This window comes from Pseudomonas arabinosi, assembly GCF_047758675.1.
GTDB lineage: Bacteria > Pseudomonadota > Gammaproteobacteria > Pseudomonadales > Pseudomonadaceae > Aquipseudomonas > Aquipseudomonas arabinosi.
Map to the genome: position 1 here is coordinate 748,335 of NZ_CP180480.1, position 16,852 is coordinate 765,186.

The 16,852-nt window shown below is 59.7% G+C and carries 15 protein-coding genes and 1 pseudogene; 9 read left to right on the forward strand and 7 right to left on the reverse strand.

Annotation, left to right across the window (positions count from 1 at the left end; genetic code table 11):
* Positions 1-62 precede the first annotated feature (62 nt).
* Positions 63-950: a formate/nitrite transporter family protein gene (locus tag ACMXYJ_RS03445; protein WP_415758784.1), complete on the forward strand. Its 888-nt coding sequence runs from the start codon at positions 63-65 to the stop codon at positions 948-950.
* On the opposite strand, the pseudogene ACMXYJ_RS03450 reads toward ACMXYJ_RS03445, so the two are convergent.
* Positions 951-2,213, reverse strand: a pseudogene (locus ACMXYJ_RS03450) (cation:proton antiporter).
* Between the two features lie 176 nt (positions 2,214-2,389).
* Complete coding sequence (locus ACMXYJ_RS03455) at positions 2,390-3,559, reverse strand: MFS transporter (RefSeq protein WP_415758785.1); 1,170 nt, start codon at positions 3,557-3,559, stop codon at positions 2,390-2,392.
* Between the two features lie 219 nt (positions 3,560-3,778).
* On the opposite strand from ACMXYJ_RS03455, the gene ACMXYJ_RS03460 reads away from it, so the two are divergent.
* Positions 3,779-4,612 (forward strand): EamA family transporter, encoded by an 834-nt coding sequence (locus ACMXYJ_RS03460; protein WP_415758786.1) that lies wholly within the window; start codon positions 3,779-3,781, stop codon positions 4,610-4,612.
* Positions 4,613-4,652: 40 nt separating this feature from the next.
* Positions 4,653-5,036, forward strand: a complete 384-nt coding sequence (locus tag ACMXYJ_RS03465; RefSeq protein ID WP_415758787.1) for an MAPEG family protein — start codon at positions 4,653-4,655, stop codon at positions 5,034-5,036.
* 45 nt (positions 5,037-5,081) lie between these two features.
* Here ACMXYJ_RS03465 and mltA read toward each other — a convergent pair whose 3' ends face one another.
* Positions 5,082-6,257, reverse strand: a complete 1,176-nt coding sequence (gene mltA, locus ACMXYJ_RS03470) for a murein transglycosylase A (RefSeq protein WP_415758788.1) — start codon at positions 6,255-6,257, stop codon at positions 5,082-5,084.
* Between the two features lie 128 nt (positions 6,258-6,385).
* On the opposite strand from mltA, the gene ACMXYJ_RS03475 reads away from it, so the two are divergent.
* The gene (locus ACMXYJ_RS03475; RefSeq protein WP_415758789.1) at positions 6,386-6,835 is read left to right on the forward strand and encodes a c-type cytochrome; all 450 of its coding nucleotides are present in this window, start codon (positions 6,386-6,388) and stop codon (positions 6,833-6,835) included.
* A gap of 61 nt (positions 6,836-6,896) precedes the next feature.
* Here ACMXYJ_RS03475 and ACMXYJ_RS03480 read toward each other — a convergent pair whose 3' ends face one another.
* The 4 genes from ACMXYJ_RS03480 to ACMXYJ_RS03495 all read right to left on the reverse strand — a co-directional run bounded on the left by ACMXYJ_RS03480 (position 6,897) and on the right by ACMXYJ_RS03495 (position 11,522).
* Positions 6,897-7,292, reverse strand: coding sequence for a DUF1090 domain-containing protein (locus ACMXYJ_RS03480; RefSeq protein WP_150658410.1), 396 nt, complete (start codon positions 7,290-7,292; stop codon positions 6,897-6,899).
* Between the two features lie 99 nt (positions 7,293-7,391).
* Positions 7,392-9,065 (reverse strand): NAD-dependent DNA ligase LigB, encoded by a 1,674-nt coding sequence (ligB, locus tag ACMXYJ_RS03485; RefSeq protein WP_415758790.1) that lies wholly within the window; start codon positions 9,063-9,065, stop codon positions 7,392-7,394.
* 252 nt (positions 9,066-9,317) lie between these two features.
* Complete coding sequence (metK, locus tag ACMXYJ_RS03490) at positions 9,318-10,508, reverse strand: methionine adenosyltransferase (protein WP_046045269.1); 1,191 nt, start codon at positions 10,506-10,508, stop codon at positions 9,318-9,320.
* Between the two features lie 18 nt (positions 10,509-10,526).
* Positions 10,527-11,522 carry an ArsR/SmtB family transcription factor gene (locus tag ACMXYJ_RS03495; RefSeq protein ID WP_415758791.1) on the reverse strand — a complete coding sequence of 332 codons (996 nt, stop codon included), beginning with the start codon at positions 11,520-11,522 and terminating at the stop codon, positions 10,527-10,529.
* 273 nt (positions 11,523-11,795) lie between these two features.
* On the opposite strand from ACMXYJ_RS03495, the gene tkt reads away from it, so the two are divergent.
* From tkt to ACMXYJ_RS03520, 5 genes are all read left to right on the forward strand, one after another.
* Complete coding sequence (gene tkt, locus ACMXYJ_RS03500; protein WP_415758792.1) at positions 11,796-13,793, forward strand: transketolase; 1,998 nt, start codon at positions 11,796-11,798, stop codon at positions 13,791-13,793.
* 150 nt (positions 13,794-13,943) lie between these two features.
* The gene (gene epd, locus ACMXYJ_RS03505; RefSeq protein WP_415758793.1) at positions 13,944-14,996 is read left to right on the forward strand and encodes an erythrose-4-phosphate dehydrogenase; all 1,053 of its coding nucleotides are present in this window, start codon (positions 13,944-13,946) and stop codon (positions 14,994-14,996) included.
* A gap of 17 nt (positions 14,997-15,013) precedes the next feature.
* Positions 15,014-16,177, forward strand: coding sequence for a phosphoglycerate kinase (locus tag ACMXYJ_RS03510; RefSeq protein WP_008151980.1), 1,164 nt, complete (start codon positions 15,014-15,016; stop codon positions 16,175-16,177).
* Between the two features lie 34 nt (positions 16,178-16,211).
* Positions 16,212-16,433, forward strand: coding sequence for a hypothetical protein (locus ACMXYJ_RS03515; RefSeq protein ID WP_046045274.1), 222 nt, complete (start codon positions 16,212-16,214; stop codon positions 16,431-16,433).
* A 56-nt stretch (positions 16,434-16,489) separates the two neighbouring features.
* The gene (locus tag ACMXYJ_RS03520; protein WP_008151977.1) at positions 16,490-16,822 is read left to right on the forward strand and encodes an MliC family protein; all 333 of its coding nucleotides are present in this window, start codon (positions 16,490-16,492) and stop codon (positions 16,820-16,822) included.
* The last annotated feature ends 30 nt before the right edge of the window (positions 16,823-16,852 follow it).

A 16,852-nucleotide genomic window follows, 5' to 3' on the forward strand; every position in this document is an offset into this window, starting at 1 on the left:
AGTGAACAGCGCCGAACCCTGCGTGTCGTACCTACATGACACACCACAGGTTCCGGAGCTTTATGGACACGCAAAAAGACGGCAAGACCCCGAACCTCTCGCCTGAAGAACAGCACGACGTCGACAAGAGCCAGCCGCCTCGAGCGGCGGTGCTGCACGAAATCATCCGCACCCAGGGCGATCAGGAACTCGAGCGCAGTGTCGCCGCCTTGTGGTGGTCGGCGCTGGCCGCCGGCCTGACCATGGGGCTGTCTCTGATGGCGATGGGGCTGCTCAATTCCCGTCTGCCGGACGGCGAAGGCTTCAAGGTGATCGCCAGTTTCGGTTACTGCGCAGGCTTTCTCGCGGTGATCCTCGCCCGTCAGCAATTGTTCACCGAGAACACCCTGACGGCGGTGCTGCCGATCATGACCAAACCCACACTGAACAATTTCGGCCGGTTGCTGCGCCTGTGGTCGGTGGTGCTGGTGGGCAACCTCTGCGGCACGTTGCTGGTGGCATACGTGATGCTGAATCTGCCGATTTTCGACAGCAAGACCGATCTGGCTTTCCTCGATATCGGTCGCAAGATCATGGAGAACAGCGCCAGTCAGATGTTCGCCAAGGGCATTGTGTCAGGCTGGATGATCGCCACCATGGTCTGGATGATTCCGTCCATGGAGAGCGCGAAGATGTGGATCATCATCCTTATCACCTACCTCATGGCGCTGGGGGATTTCACCCATATCGTGGTCGGTTCGGCGGAGGTCTCGTACCTGGTGTTTGCCGGCGAGTTGCCGTGGAAGGATTTCTGGCTGGTGTTCGCCGGGCCGACGCTGGCGGGGAACATCATCGGTGGCAGCTTCATCTTTGCGCTGATCAGCCATGCGCAAATTCGCAGCGAGAGCGGCCCGCCGAAGAAGTCTACGGATCAAGGCCCGGAGCCCGACCCGCAGAAGACCAAAAAATAATCAGTGATGCTCGGCCTGTGCCGCTGGCGCAGGCTCATCCTTGGTCACGTGCTTGACCAGTTTGCCAATGCTCAAACCCTGCAACAGGATCGACGACAGCACCACGATGTAGGTGATGCTCAGCAGCAAGTCACGCTCCGGACCCAGCGGCAAGGCCAGGGCCAGAGCCACCGAAACACCGCCGCGCAAACCACCCCAGGTCAAAATCCGGATCGTCCCGCGCGGCACTGTGCGCCAGCGCCGAAGAAGTACGATGGCCGGCGCCACCGTCAGCAGGCGCGAGAGCAGAATCGCCAGCGCCAGCAAACTCGCCGCCAGCACGTGCAACCAGTTGAACGGCAGCAGCAACAACTCCATGCCGATCAGGGCGAATAGCAGCGCATTGAGCATGTCATCGAGCAATTCCCACATTTTGCCATTCGCATTTTTTTGTCAGTTCATCGCCAGATTGCGGCCCAGATTGCCGATGATCAGGCCGGCGACCACCATCGCGATCGGCGCGGAGACGTGCAGTTCCGCGGCCATGGCCGAGCCGCCGATCACCAGTGCCAGGGTCAGCATCACCTCGATCTGGTGTTGTTCGATGCTCTTGATCATCAGGTACACCAGGTATCCGATCAGCCCACCAAACAGCACACCGCCAATCGCCTCATGGGCGAACAGCATGGCCGTGGCGCCGACGGTCGGGGTGTCGCCGAGTTGCGCGATGCCGAGCAGCACGGTGAACACCACCACAGCGGTGCCATCGTTGAACAGCGACTCGCCGACGATGGTGGTTTTCAGGGGCTTGGATGCGTTGGCGGTCCGCAGCACACCGAGCACCGCAATCGGGTCGGTGGGGGAAATCAGCGCGCCGAACAGCAGGCAATAGAGGAAGCTCACGTGCCAGCCGAACAGGGCAAAAATGTAGTAGGCGAGGCTGCCGATCACGGCGGTGGCGATCAACACCCCGAAAGTCGCCAGCAAACCGATGGGCCAGCGATGGCTGCGCAGGTCATTCAGGTTGACGTGCAGGGCGCCGGCAAACAGCAGGAAGGACAGCATCCAGTTCATCAGCAGGTCGCCGAAGTCGATCTGGCCGATCAGCTGTTGCACGCGTTCTTCGAGACCGGGGTAGCCGATGAAACTCAAGCCTTGCAGCAGCAGGGAAAACATCAGCGCGGTGACCATGACGCCGATGGTCGGGGGCAGGCCGATGAAGCGGAAGTTCACGTAGGTGAGGAGCGTGGTGAGGCAGATAAACGCAGCGACAAGTTCAAGCATCCGGGGTCCTTGGATGGGAGTTGGAGAATAGGTTTGGGCAGGTGCACCGCGTCAGCTTCTTCGCGAGCAAGCCCGCTCCCACACTGGACCTCAGTCGTTTACAAATTTTGTATTCACTGAAGATCAACTGTGGGAGCGAGCCTGCTCGCGATCGGTTTCAGCCACGATGCAATCTTTCAGCTGGACACATTGACCGCAGCAACACCGCGACGTTGCAGATAGATGTAGAAAAGCGCCGTCAGCACCGTCAAGCCGCTGACCAGCGCGCCGGTCCACGGCAAGTCCGCCAGATCTGCTCCACTGGCGACGACCAGTCCACCAATCCACGCACCGGCTGCGTTGCCGAGGTTGAACGCGCTCTGGTTCAACGTTGAACCCAGATTCGGTGCCTCATGCGCCTGGTCAATGATCAGCAATTGCAAAATCGGACACAGGGCAAACGCGAAGATGCCCCACAACACCAGCGTGATCGCTGCCGGGATCACCGAGTGACTGGTCTGTGTGAACGCGGCGAGCACAACCAGCACGGCCAACGCCATACCCACCAGCGACGGCAACAATCGACTGTCAGCCAGGCGGCCGCCGAGCATGCTGCCCGCGGTCAGGCCGACCCCGAACAGCAGCAGCATGATGGTGATTCCATGCGGGCTGACACCGGTGATGTCTTGCAGGATGGGGGCAATGTAAGTGAACACGCTGAACAGGCTGGTCGACGCCAGCACACTCATGCCCAGCGCCAGCAACACGTTGACCTTGCCCAGCACTTTGAACTCGCTGGCGAGGTTGGCCTTGTCCATGGCGATATCCTTCGGCAACCAGACCCACTGCGCAATCGCAGCAATCACGCCGATCACCGACACTGCCCAGAACGTCGAGCGCCAGCCGGCGTATTGCCCGAGCGCGGTGCCCAAAGGCACGCCCAGCACATTGGCTAGCGTCAGGCCGGTGAACATCATCGCAATCGCTTGGGCGCGTTTGTTTGGTGCAACCAGTCCAGCGGCAACCACCGAGCCGATGCCGAAGAACGCACCATGGCAGAGCGCAGTGACCACTCGTGCGGCCATCAGCGTGGCGTAGTTCGGCGCCAATGCGCAAAGAATGTTGCCGAGGATGAACATCAACGTCATGCCCAGCAGCGTGGCTTTGCGCGGCATGTTGGCGGTGCCGACTGCGAGGATCGGTGCACCGAACACCACGCCCAGGGCGTAGCCGGTGATCAGCAGACCCGCATGAGGAATACTCACGGCGAGGTCGCGGGCAACGTCGGGCAGCAAGCCCATGATGACGAATTCAGTGGTGCCGATGCCGAACGCGGCAACAGCGAGGGCAAGCAAGGCGAGTGGCATGCGCAAGGTCTCTGTCGGTAGTCTTGACGCTCTGATCAGGCATACGCATGCCGACGCCCGTTCTTGGGGAGAGCGGGCGGTGGCAAAAATTTATTGGAATTAGTCTGTGCGCAACTGAGTGCGGCGTGGTCGCTTGCAGTATAAACAGCTGCTGACATATGGCGAATCAATTATCTGGGTGCTTCCCGCAGGGAACAAAAATAAATAAAGGAGTGTGCCGTGCTTGCAACAGTATTGGTGTTAGTCGCGGCGCTGTTGCACGCGGCGTGGAATACCCTGATCAAATTCAGTGCGGAGCGGCTGCTGGTGGTGGCCTGTATGGACAGCGTTGCAATGCTGTTTGTCGCGCTGATGCTGCCGTTCGTGGCGTTGCCACCCCTGGACATCTGGCCGTGGATTCTGGCGTCGGCGGCGTTTGAATTGCTCTATCGCTATTTGCTGATCCAGGCCTATAGGGTCGGTGATCTCGGGCTGGTTTATCCGCTGATGCGTGGCTTGTCACCGCTGGTGGTGCTGGCACTGACGCTGATCTTTGCCGGGGAGGTGCTGACGAACCAGCAGATCTTCGGGATTCTGCTGATCCCGTTCGGCATGCTGTGCCTGCTCTGGCAGGGCGGCGGCGGTGCGCGATTGCCGTGGTCGATGCTGCCGGTGGTGGCGTTGATCGGCCTGTGTATCGGCTGCTACACCTACATCGATGGCCAGGCGTTGCGGCGCTGGTCGCATCCGCTGGATTACCTGGTGTGGGTCACGTTGCTCAGCGCCTGGCCGTTCCCGTTACTGGCGCTGGTGCGTAAGCGACCGGCCTTCATGTTGTTCTGGCGTGAACAATGGCGACTGGGGTTGGCGGTCGGGTTTTGCGTGTTGTTCAGCTACGCTCTGGTGCTGTGGGCCATGCAGCTGGGCTCGATTGCCGAAGCGGCGGCATTGCGCGAGATCAGCGTGATTCTGGTGGTGCTGTTCGGCATGCGTTACCTGAAAGAACCTTTCGGCAGGCCGCGACTCTTAGCCTGTGGGCTGGTGCTGATCGGCATACTGGTGATGAAGTTTTGACTGGAACTCGACTCTTGAAACTTGAAGAAGGGATTGCGTTATGACGGTTGCTCTGTGGTGCATTTTGATCGCGATTTTCCTGCCCTATATCTGCACGAGTATCGCCAGGGTCAGTGGCGGGTTCAGGCCGAAAGACAACCATGACCCTCGTGACTTTCTCGAGTCACTGAATGGTTTTGGCCGACGCGCGTATGCGGCGCATCTGAACAGTCTTGAAGTGATTCCCGCGTTCGCTGCGGCGGTGATCGTTGCGCACCTGGCCGGCAATGCCGAACTGGTGACGATCAATGTGCTGGCGGTGTTGTTCATCACCAGTCGGCTGCTGTACATCATTTGCTACTTGGCGGACTGGGCGATTTTGCGGTCGTTGGTGTGGTTGGTGGGGCTGGGGTTGATCGTCAGTTTTTTTGTGGTTTCTGTGTAAGAGCAAGCTCAAAAGATCGCTGGCTAAGCCAGCGATCTTTTGACTTTAAAGCTTGTCGGTCACTTGCGGCACTTGAGGCAGGGCCGCGCCTTTAGGCCAGAGCATCCAGATTTGCCCCTGCTGTTTCATGTCACCAGCCAATTGCCCGGCCGCCTCGCCTGTGCCCCAGAACAGGTCTGCACGGACTTCGCCGGCAATTGCGCCGCCGGTATCCTGAGCTGCAACCGGGCGTACCAGTGCGGTACCGTCCGGTTTAGTGGTCGATAACCACAACAGGCTGCCCAGCGGAATCACTTTGCGATCCACCGCCGCGCTATAGCCGGCGGTCAGCGGTACGTTCAACGAGCCGCGAGGTCCTTCGTTGCTGTCCGGGTTGCGGGTGAAGAATACGTAGCTGGGGTTGCTGCCCAGCAGTTCCGGAATGCGCGTCGGATTGGCCTTGGCCCAATTGCTGATGGCGCCCATGGTTACTTCTTCTTTTTTCAGCTCACCCTGGTCCACCAGCCAGCGGCCGATCGGTCGATACGGGTGACCGTTCTGGTCGGCATACGCAATGCGCAACTGGCGGCCATCATCGAGCTGGATACGACCTGAACCCTGGATTTGCAGGAATTGCAGGTTCATCGGATCGGTCAGCCAGGCAACAACCGGTGCCTTGACCCCTTTGGTTTCAATCGCGGCCGCATCGTCGTAAGGCTTGAGCACGCGACCTTCGAGTCGTCCGCGCAGGCGTTTGCCTTTGAGTTCCGGGTAGATGCTGTCCAGCGAGACGATGATCATGTCCTCGGGCACACCGTACACCGGGATGTTTGCCACTTCGGTCTGGGTCAGGCTGCCGGGGTAGACCGGCTCGTAATAGCCGGTGATCAAGCCGTTGGGATTGTCATTGGCGGCGCGCAACCCGTAGACGTCGAGGTTCTGCTTGAGGAAGCCACGAATGTCGCTGGCGGTTTGCGGCACGTTGGCGGCAGCCGCACACGTCGAGCCCCACACCGGGTCGGCTTTGAGTCGGGTGCAGGCGCTGCGCCACGAACCGAAGCCGGCGACCAGGTCGTTGTCGGACACCGTCGGAAGCGCTTCCCATGTGGCGCTGGAGTAGGTCGCCAGGGCGTGGGTTTTCGGTGTGTTGTTGTTGTCGCCACCGGTGCAGCCCGCAAGCACGGCTACCATCGGAAGGGTCCAGGCGAGGTTGTGACGCCATGCCTTGAAACGGCTGTTCATGGAGTAATTCCTTTGTCGGTTGCCTGAGTGCTCCATGCGCTCAAACAACCCGTATTGATAATAGGGCTATTGGTCTTTGCCGATGACGCGAGGATACTGGCCGCCGTTTCCCGTGACCTGAAGCCACCATGACTCTTAAAAGACTTTCTGTTGTATTGCTGGCCTGCCTGACGTTGTCCGCCTGCGGTGGTGTCGACCCCAACTCGCCGCTGGGCCAGCGCAAGGCAATCTTCAAGCAAATGCTCAAGACCGGCGAAGACCTGGGCGGCATGTTGCGAGGTCGCATCCCGTTTGACGGTCCGAAATTCGCTGACGGTGCCGTGAAGCTCGATGCGTTGTCCCGTGAGCCCTGGAAACATTTTCCGCAGGTGCGCGAAGAAGATCACACCAGCGCCAAGAGCGATGTCTGGCAGAAGCAGGAACACTTCCAGAACATGGCCCGCACCCTTGAAGCCGCCACCGGTGAATTGGTGATTGCCAGCAAGGTCCAGCCTTACAAGGTCAGTAACCTTGGGCCCGCGGTGCAGAAAGTCGAAGATGCCTGCAGTGCCTGCCATAAAGAGTTCCGGGATCATTGATTCCTGAGCTGATCGATCGTTCCCACGCAGAGCGTGGGAACGATCAGTCCTGAACTGATCCTTACTTATCCAGCTCATCAAGTGCGTTTTGCAATTCCTTGCGGGACTCGGCGAGTTTGTCTTTGCGCTTGTTGATCTTCTCGGCGTCGCCTTTCTTCATGGCCTTGTCCAGATCAGCCTGACGCTTGCTGACTTCATGCTTGGCGTCGAGCACCTTGTTCTCCCGTTCTTTCTTCAGGGAAGCATCGGTGCAATGAGCAGTGACTTCGCTCAGGGCCGTTTCAAGGCCTGCCTGCTGATCGGCGTTACCGTGAGACTTGGCCAGTTCAATCTGATTGATGATGCCCTGCTTCTTTGCGGCGCAGCCGGTCAGGCCCGGAGCTTCTTCGGCGGCCATCAGTGGAGCGGCCAGCACGCTGCAAAGGGTCAACAGGGCGAGCGGTGAAAGAAGTTTCATAAAGGCTCCATGTGAAAAGGTAATCGGGTCGATGTGACGATGGGGTGTTTGAGCCCGGCGGCACCATTGGGTTCCCGGGTTGGCGGGCATCGCCGGCCGCTAAAAACCGTCAATCCCTGCAACACGTAATGTTTCACTCAAGGCCAGGACCTGCGGGTCGCGAAAAAATGCGCTCAATTGCGCTGCGCGTCCCGGGCCGATGCCGGTTTCTGCCTGCCATTGTTCGATATTTCGTTGTGCCAGTTCCTGCCATGAATCGGCAAGCCGTGCCTGGCCGGTCGGCGGTAAACCCAGGGCTTTGAGCCAGCGAGCGAAAGGGCGTTGTCGGGCACTGTTGAGACTGTCCAATAGCCGAGCGCTGCTGCGTTCGCCGAAGCCGTCGATGTTAGCAAGCTCTTGAGCATCGAGGGTCAACCAATCCAGCAGGCCATTCAGGCGGCCTGTTTCGAAAAGTTTCTCCCAAGTGCCAGGACCGACATGCGGCAAGGCCAGTCCCTGCTTGCCGCTGAGCCAGGTCAGTCGGGCGAGGAATTGGCTTTCGCACCCCGGTGTCGGCTGCCAGCAACTCAAATGATGAAAGTCTTCCGCCAGCGGTACGCTCAATTCAGCGCGTTGGGTGCTGCGCAGCATGACCCCGTCAAGCCTGGGAATGGTCAGGCCTGCCAGGCTGATGGCGACCTGATCTCCGGGCCGGATATCAAGTGCTTCCCAGCGTTGCAGCGAGCTCACACTGACGCGCTTGATCTGCCGGTCATCAAGCATTACCGGTGTCAGTTCCAGCACCGGGGTGATTCGTCCGGTCCGTCCAATCTTGAAATGGACCTTACGCACCTCGGCCAAGGCCTGGGCAAAAGGGTATTTCCAGGCGACGCTCCAGTAAGGCGGTTTAGCCTGCCAGCGCTCGGCGGGTGGGCGCTGATCCTGGCGCAGGACGATGCCGTCACTGGTGAAAGGCAGGGGCGAGCGATACCAGTGATCGCGCCAGCGTTCTGCGTCGGCAAATACCTTGATCGAGTGACTGTAAGCTGCGGTGCTCGGGAAACCCAATTCATCGAGGACTGCGATGCGGGCGGGCAAACTGGCCGGGCCTTGGGGCCAGTCCCAGACAAACAGGCCGATCCCGGCGGCTTGCTCAGTGCTCAAATTTTTGCGGGCCATCAAGCCGGCCACTGTGGCGCGTGCATTGAGGCTGCCGGCACGGGCCTGTACGTGGTCGGTCAGGCGCCAATAGAGTTCACCTTGCAGCAGCAGGTCCAGTGGCTCTGGCAATTGTTGGGGGATGGCGGCTATCTGGCGTGCCGAAGCCGTCCAGTCCTGGCCATTTACTCCGTCACCGCGGCTGATTGCCTGAGTCAGCAGGCCTTTGCGGTAGATCAGCGTCACCGCCACGCCGTCGATCTTGGGTTGAATCCAGACATCGCTCCGTCCTTTTAGCCAGGCTTCGACGGCGCGACCATCGCGCAGTTTTCCCAGGCCCGTGTGGGCGATGGGATGAGGCATCGTGCCGCCGGCGGTACGTAGCGGCTCCGCGGATGGGTCCAGGTCGAAACAAGTGCGCCATTCGGTCAATCGCGCACGGGACTGATCATAGAGTTCATCGGCGACCAATGAACGGCCGCCCCGGTGATAGCTGTCGTCCCAGAGGTCGATTTGTTTCTGCAGTGACGTGATTTCGTCCAGAGCGCGTGCGGGTGGCCAGTCGGGGCACTCGGCAGCGTTTGAACTCAGGCAAAGAAAGGTCAGGAAAAAACAGAAAAACAGGCGCAGAAACATCGTGAGCGTCCTTGCTCAGGGAGAATGCTTTCAAGGCTAGTCAGCTTTCGGGCGTCGGTAGCGAGGATGTTTTTCGGTGTGTTTCGAGAGGCAGGAAGATCAAGAGATCGCAGCCTCGTTCCACTCGACAGCTCCTACACAAATCTCTGTAGGAGCTGTCGAGTGGAACGAGGCTGCGATCTTTTGATTTTCGCGCAATAAAAAGCCCCACACGGCGAACCGTGCAGGGCTTTTGGTACCGCCGGGGAAGTCTTACAGGCCGGCAGCAGCGCGCAAGGAATCGGCGCGGTCGGTCTTTTCCCAGGTGAAGGTGGTGAAAGTGTCTTCGCCCACAGTCTTGGTTGCCGGGGTGCGACCGAAGTGGCCGTACGCAGCGGTTTCCTGGTACATCGGGTGCAGCAGGTCGAGCATGGTGGTGATTGCGTATGGACGCAGGTCGAACACTTCGCGAACCAGTTTGACGATTTTGTCGTCGCTGATCTTGCCGGTGCCGAAGGTGTTCAACGAGATCGACGTCGGCTGAGCAACACCGATCGCGTAGGAAACCTGAATCTCGCAACGCTCGGCCAGGCCGGCTGCCACGATGTTCTTGGCGACGTAACGACCGGCGTAGGCGGCCGAACGGTCAACCTTCGATGGATCCTTGCCGGAGAACGCGCCGCCGCCGTGGCGGGCCATGCCGCCGTAGCTGTCAACGATGATCTTGCGACCGGTCAGGCCGCAGTCGCCTACCGGGCCACCGATGATGAACTGGCCAGTCGGGTTGATGTGGAACTGGGTGTCTTTGGACAGCAGCTCGGCAGGCAGTACGTGCTTGACGATCAGCTCCATCACGCCTTCGCGCAGGTCTTTGTAGGACACGTCAGGGTTGTGCTGGGTCGACAGTACAACGGCGTCGATACCGACAACCTTGCCGCCTTCGTAACGGCAAGTCACTTGCGACTTGGCGTCCGGGCGCAGCCAAGGCAGCAGGCCGGATTTACGGGCTTCGGCCTGACGCTGAACCAGCTGGTGCGAGAAGGTGATCGGTGCTGGCATCAGCACGTCGGTTTCGTTGCTGGCGTAGCCGAACATCAGGCCCTGGTCGCCGGCGCCCTGATCTTCAGGCTTGGCACGGTCGACACCCTGGTTGATATCAGGGGACTGCTTGCCGATGATGTTCATCACGCCGCAAGTGGCGCCGTCGAAGCCGACATCGGAGCTGTTGTAGCCGATGTCGAGAATCACGTTACGCACGATCTCTTCCAGGTCGACCCAGGCCGACGTGGTGACTTCACCTGCGATGATTGCCACGCCGGTTTTTACCAGGGTCTCGACCGCTACACGGGCGAATTTATCTTCAGCAATGATGGCGTCCAGCACCGCATCGGAAATCTGGTCGGCGATTTTGTCCGGATGCCCTTCGGACACGGACTCGGAGGTGAAGAGGGAGTATTCGCTCATCTCGATTTTTTCCTGAATTTACCGATGGTGAGTGTCGCCAGCCGGTCGCTGAAAATGGCGGACCTGGATCTGGAAACCATTACGTAAGCCTACATAGAGGCTTTCCCCGGGAACGAGTCCCGCAGCGGTGGCCCAACGGGCCAAATCGTCCTGTTCAAACCCCAACCAAAGATCACCGCAGGCCTCCCTGGCCCAACTCTGGTTGTGGCTACATAACTCTGTCACGAGCAGGCTACCGCCCGGTTGCAGCAAGTCGGCCATGTGCTTGAGAGCTTCGGCCGGCGCGGCGAAATGGTGCAGCACCATGTTCAGTACAACGCAGTCAGCCTTGAGGCGGACGCCGTTCAATGCATCGGCCAATTGCAGGCTGACGTTAGCCAGCGTTTCTCGTTCGCAAACCTGGCGCGCCAGTTCGAGCATCGCCGGGCTGTTGTCCAGCGCCGTGACCTGGGTGAAGCGGCGCGCCAGTTCCGGCAAAAATGCGCCATCTCCGGGGCCGACTTCGATGGCCGTGGCGCCTTCGCTGAAACTCAGCTTGTCGAGCAATGCCACCACGCTTTCGCGGTATTGCGGCAGACCGGCGATCAAGTCTTGCTGGGCGCGAAACTTCTCCGCAACCCGTGAGAAAAAGTCCTGGCTGGCCGCCGCTCGTTGTCCATGGACTTGAGCGATCCGCGACTGCACCTCGGCAGGCAGGGTCAGGTTGTCCACTTCTTCCAGTAGCGCGGTATGCAGCTTGCCGCCCAGCAGGTCGGTGTGGGGCAGGGCGCGACGGTAGAAAATCGCGTTGCCTTCACGGCGCGTCGCCACCAGCTCGGCCTGGGCCAATACCTTGAGGTGATGGCTCATGCCGGACTGGCCGATGCCAAAGATCTGCGCCAGCTCCAGTACGCCAAACGAGTCGTTGGCCAGCGCGCGCAATACATTCAGCCGCAGAGGATCGCCGCCGGCCTTGCACAGGGCCGCCAGCTCATCGCAATCGTCATGTCGAATGGAAGGCACACGTAAATTCATAAGGCCAGCAGTCTAGTGACGGTCTGAAAACACCGCAAGAGCAATATCAAAAAGTTTTGATATTGCTCGATAGATGGCACTTCTCGGGAAAAGGGTCACTCTACAAATCGTCAGCGGAAAGGTTTCATCAGGCGAATGCGACTTTATCCACCGGAAAAACGCCTTCAGATGACTATCTGTCATTGCCCCGAGGCGGGTGGGTGAGGGAAAATGCTCGCCTTTTTTCCGTTTCGTTTTATTCACTCTCGATTCAATATCCGCAGGAGAACAGCGATGCCCAGCCGTCGTGAGCGTGCCAACGCCATTCGTGCCCTCAGCATGGATGCCGTGCAAAAAGCCAACAGCGGCCATCCCGGTGCCCCTATGGGTATGGCGGATATCGCCGAAGTACTTTGGCGTGACTACCTGAAGCACAACCCGAGCAATCCATCGTTCGCCGACCGAGACCGCTTCGTGCTGTCCAACGGTCACGGCTCGATGTTGATCTACTCGCTGCTGCACCTGACCGGCTATGACCTGTCAATCGATGACCTGAAGAACTTCCGCCAGCTGCACAGCCGCACTCCGGGTCACCCGGAATTTGGCTACACCCCGGGCGTTGAAACCACCACCGGCCCACTGGGCCAAGGCCTGGCCAACGCCGTTGGTTTTGCCCTGGCAGAAAAAGTCCTGGCGGCGCAGTTCAACCGTCCGGGCCACAACGTTGTCGACCACCACACCTACGTGTTCCTGGGTGATGGCTGCATGATGGAAGGCATTTCCCACGAGGTCGGCTCCCTGGCCGGTACTTTGGGCCTGAGCAAACTGATCGCCTTCTACGATGACAACGGCATCTCCATCGACGGCGAAGTCGAAGGCTGGTTCACCGACGACACGCCCAAGCGTTTCGAAGCCTATAACTGGCTGGTGATCCGCAACGTCGACGGTCACGATCCTGAAGAGATCAAGATCGCGATCGAAACTGCGCGCAAAAGCGATCAGCCAACCCTGATCTGCTGCAAGACCACTATCGGTTTCGGTTCGCCGAACAAGCAAGGCAAGGAAGACTGCCACGGCGCCCCACTGGGTGACGCGGAAATCGCTCTGACCCGTGCTGCGCTGAAATGGAACCACGGTCCGTTCGAAATCCCGGCCGACATCTATGCCGAGTGGGACGCCAAGGAAACCGGTCGCGCGGCCGAAGCCGAATGGGATCAGCGTTTCGCTGCCTACTCTGCTGCCTTCCCTGAGTTGGCCAACGAGCTGATTCGTCGTCTGAGCGGCGAACTGCCGGAAGACTTCGCTGAAAAAGCCTCGGCTTATATTGCTGAAGTCGCTGCCAAAGGCGAAACCATCGCCAGCCGTAAAGCCAGCCAGAACGCATTGAATGCCTACGGCCCGCTGCTGCCTGAACTGCTGGGCGGCTCCGCTGACCTGGCCGGTTCCAACCTGACCCTGTGGAAAGGTTGCAAAGGTGTTACGGCTGAAGACGCCAGCGGCAACTACATGTACTACGGCGTTCGCGAGTTCGGCATGAGCGCGATCATGAACGGCGTGACCCTGCACGGCGGTCTGGTGCCTTACGGCGCGACCTTCCTGATGTTCATGGAATACGCCCGCAACGCCGTGCGCATGGCCTCGCTGATGAAGCAGCGTGTGGTGTTCGTCTACACCCACGACTCCATCGGTCTGGGCGAAGACGGCCCGACTCACCAGCCGATCGAGCAACTGACCAGCTTGCGCAGCACGCCGAACCTCGACACCTGGCGCCCAGCCGATGCCGTTGAATCGGCGGTGTGCTGGAAACTGGCTCTGGAACGCAAGGACGGCCCTTCGGCGCTGATCTTCTCGCGTCAGAACCTGCAGCACCAAACCCGCAATGCGTTCCAGATCGCCGACATCGCCCGTGGCGGTTACGTGTTGAAGGACTGCGACGGCGAGCCTGAGCTGATCCTGATCTCTACCGGTTCGGAAGTCGGCCTGGCGGTTCAGGCTTACGACAAGCTGACCGAACAAGGTCGCAAAGTACGTGTTGTTTCGATGCCTTGCACCAGCGTGTTCGATGCTCAGGACGCTGGCTACAAGCAAGAGGTTCTGCCGTTGCAGGTCAGCGCCCGTATCGCCATCGAAGCCGCCCACGCGGACTACTGGTACAAGTACGTGGGCCTGGAAGGCCGCGTGATCGGCATGACCACCTACGGCGAGTCGGCGCCCGCGCCTGCCTTGTTCGAAGAGTTCGGCTTCACCCTGGAAAACATCCTGGGTCAGGCTGAAGAGCTGCTGGAAGACTGATCCAGAAGTTGCTTTGTCTGGACTGCCGCTTTCGCGAGCAAGCCCGCTCCCACATTGGAATGCATTCTCCTGTGGGAGCGGGCTTGCTCGCGAAGGCGGCAGTCCGGCCAACACTGCAATAACGGATTCACAACGGTAATCGAGAACCCCATGCCTCAACCGCGTCCTTACAAAGTTGCACTCAACGGCTACGGCCGGATTGGTCGTTGCGTCTTGCGTGCGTTGTTTGAGCGAGGCGATAAGGCCGGGTTTGAAATTGTTGCAATCAACGATCTGGCTGACATGGCCAGCATCGAATACCTGACACGCTTCGACTCCACTCACGGGCGTTTTCCCGGGGAAGTGAAAGTCGACGGCGATTGTCTGCATATTAATGGCGACTGCGTGAAGGTCCTGCGCAGTGCCACCCCCGAAGGCATCGATTGGGCGTCCCTGGGCGTCGATCTGGTGCTGGAGTGCTCCGGCGCTTACCACACCCGTGAAGACGGCCAGCGTTTCCTCGATGCCGGTGCGCCGCGCGTGCTGTTTTCCCAGCCGATGGCCAGCGAGGCGGATGTCGACGCCACCATCGTCTACGGCGTGAACCAGGATTGCCTGACCGGTGATGAGTTGCTGGTGTCCAACGCGTCCTGCACCACCAACTGCGGCGTGCCGCTGTTGCGCCTGCTGGATCAGGCCATTGGTCTGGAATACGTGTCGATCACCACCATTCACTCGGCGATGAACGATCAGCCAGTGATCGACGCCTATCATCACGAAGACTTGCGCCGCACCCGTTCGGCGTTTCAGTCGGTGATTCCGGTGTCCACTGGTCTGGCACGTGGCATCGAACGCCTGTTGCCGGAACTTGCCGGGAGAATTCAGGCCAAAGCCGTGCGGGTGCCGACGGTTAACGTGTCTTGCCTCGACATTACGATGCAGACCGTGAGCGACACCGACGCCACTGAGGTCAACCGGATTTTGCGCGAGGCTGCCACCAGCGGCCCGCTCAAGGGCCTTCTGGCCTACACCGAGTTGCCTCACGCCAGTTGTGATTTCAACCATGACCCACATTCGGCCATCGTCGATGCCAGTCAGACCCGAGTTTCCGGCCCTCGGCTGGTGAACATCCTGGCCTGGTTCGACAACGAATGGGGTTTTGCCAACCGAATGCTGGACGTTGCAGAGCACTATTTGCAAACAGCTATTTCCACAAAACAGTAATCCAGGAATTGCGACCCATGACCGTGTTGAAGATGACCGACCTCGATCTGCAAGGTAAGCGCGTACTGATCCGCGAAGACCTCAACGTCCCAGTCAAGGACGGTGTTGTCACCAGCGATGCGCGAATCCTGGCCTCGCTGCCGACCATCAAGCTGGCCCTGGAAAAAGGCGCGGCCGTGATGGTCTGCTCGCACCTTGGTCGTCCGACCGAAGGCGAGTTCTCGGCCGAGAACAGCCTCAAGCCAGTCGCTGACTACCTGAGCAAGGCTCTGGGGCGTGAAGTGCCGCTGGTGGCCGATTACCTGAACGGCGTTGACGTGAAGGCCGGCGACATCGTGCTGTTCGAAAACGTGCGCTTCAACAAGGGCGAGAAAAAGAACGCTGACGAATTGGCCCAGCAATACGCCGCCCTGTGCGACGTGTTTGTGATGGACGCCTTCGGCACCGCTCACCGCGCCGAGGGTTCGACCCATGGCGTGGCCAAGTTCGCCAAAGTCGCTGCTGCTGGTCCGTTGCTGGCTGCCGAACTGGACGCACTGGGCAAAGCCCTGGGCGCCCCGGCTCAGCCAATGGCTGCCATTGTTGCGGGCTCCAAGGTCTCGACCAAACTTGACGTGCTGAACAGCCTGAGCCAGATCTGCAACCAGCTGATCGTCGGCGGCGGCATTGCCAACACCTTCCTGGCCGCTGCCGGTCACCCGGTCGGCAAGTCCTTGTACGAGCCGGATCTGCTGGACACCGCTCGCGCCATCGCCGCCAAGGTCAGCGTGCCGCTGCCGGTCGACGTCGTGGTTGCCAAGGAATTCGCTGAAAGCGCGACCGCTACCGTCAAGCTGATCGCTGATGTGGCCGCAGACGACATGATTCTGGACATCGGCCCACAGACCGCGGCGAATTTCGCCGAGCTGCTGAAGTCGTCCAAGACCATCCTGTGGAACGGCCCGGTGGGCGTGTTCGAATTCGACCAGTTCGGTAACGGCACCAAAGTGCTGGCCCAGGCTATCGCCGAAAGCTCGGCATTCTCCATCGCGGGCGGTGGCGACACCCTGGCCGCCATCGATAAATATGGCGTTGCCGATCAGATCTCCTACATTTCTACCGGTGGCGGCGCGTTCCTCGAATTTGTCGAAGGCAAGGTTCTGCCAGCCGTTGAGGTCCTGGAAAGCCGGGCCAAGGCCTGAGGCCGCCCATTTGACCAGGCAAAGGAGTGTTCAGATGGTCAAAACATTAGCGCTGTTGATTATCGCGGGGTCGCTGGCCGCTTGCGGGAGTAACCCGAAAGCTCCGAAGGTACCCGAGACGCCTGAACAGGACAAAGGCTGCTACCAGGCCGACTGGCAGGCCGAAACCAACCCGGTGATCAACAAGCGTTCCGGGCCTGATGGCCTGGACAAATACGAGACACAGACCCCGGCCAAGGAACATGGCTGCCCTTGACGGGTCTGACACTTTACTCAGGGCTGGCGGCGTGCGTCGTCAGTCGAGGAACATGGATGAAAGGTTTTATCGCCGTTACGGCACTGGCTCTGCTGGCAGGCTGCGCTAATTTGAACCTGTTCAAGCCTGCCGAATCGACGGACAGCTGGACCACCTGGACCTGCGACAGTCAGGCCAAAGTGCTCTGGCGCTACACCGACGAAAGCCGCAAGGAAGTCGACGTTCGCCTGGGCGGTGCCGATCAGGTCTACCGCTTGAAGCATGAGCCGGGCGCCGAAGGTTCGCTGTACAGCAATGACATGCTGGCGTTTCACATAAAAGGTGAGGAAGGCCTGGTGTACTGGGTCGCCACCAATGATTTGATCGGCCGCGGTTGCAAAGCGCAGTAACGCCACAAGATTGAGGCAACACCGAATTGG

Coding starts and splice junctions, on each gene's coding strand:
- ACMXYJ_RS03445 (WP_415758784.1), top strand. CDS start 63: ATGGACACGCAAAAAGACGGCAAGACCCCGAACCTCTCGCCTGAAGAA.
- ACMXYJ_RS03455 (WP_415758785.1), bottom strand. CDS start 3,559: ATGCCACTCGCCTTGCTTGCCCTCGCTGTTGCCGCGTTCGGCATCGGC.
- ACMXYJ_RS03465 (WP_415758787.1), top strand. CDS start 4,653: ATGACGGTTGCTCTGTGGTGCATTTTGATCGCGATTTTCCTGCCCTAT.
- mltA (WP_415758788.1), bottom strand. CDS start 6,257: ATGAACAGCCGTTTCAAGGCATGGCGTCACAACCTCGCCTGGACCCTT.
- ACMXYJ_RS03475 (WP_415758789.1), top strand. CDS start 6,386: ATGACTCTTAAAAGACTTTCTGTTGTATTGCTGGCCTGCCTGACGTTG.
- ACMXYJ_RS03480 (WP_150658410.1), bottom strand. CDS start 7,292: ATGAAACTTCTTTCACCGCTCGCCCTGTTGACCCTTTGCAGCGTGCTG.
- ligB (WP_415758790.1), bottom strand. CDS start 9,065: ATGTTTCTGCGCCTGTTTTTCTGTTTTTTCCTGACCTTTCTTTGCCTG.
- metK (WP_046045269.1), bottom strand. CDS start 10,508: ATGAGCGAATACTCCCTCTTCACCTCCGAGTCCGTGTCCGAAGGGCAT.
- ACMXYJ_RS03495 (WP_415758791.1), bottom strand. CDS start 11,522: ATGAATTTACGTGTGCCTTCCATTCGACATGACGATTGCGATGAGCTG.
- tkt (WP_415758792.1), top strand. CDS start 11,796: ATGCCCAGCCGTCGTGAGCGTGCCAACGCCATTCGTGCCCTCAGCATG.
- epd (WP_415758793.1), top strand. CDS start 13,944: ATGCCTCAACCGCGTCCTTACAAAGTTGCACTCAACGGCTACGGCCGG.
- ACMXYJ_RS03510 (WP_008151980.1), top strand. CDS start 15,014: ATGACCGTGTTGAAGATGACCGACCTCGATCTGCAAGGTAAGCGCGTA.
- ACMXYJ_RS03515 (WP_046045274.1), top strand. CDS start 16,212: ATGGTCAAAACATTAGCGCTGTTGATTATCGCGGGGTCGCTGGCCGCT.
- ACMXYJ_RS03520 (WP_008151977.1), top strand. CDS start 16,490: ATGAAAGGTTTTATCGCCGTTACGGCACTGGCTCTGCTGGCAGGCTGC.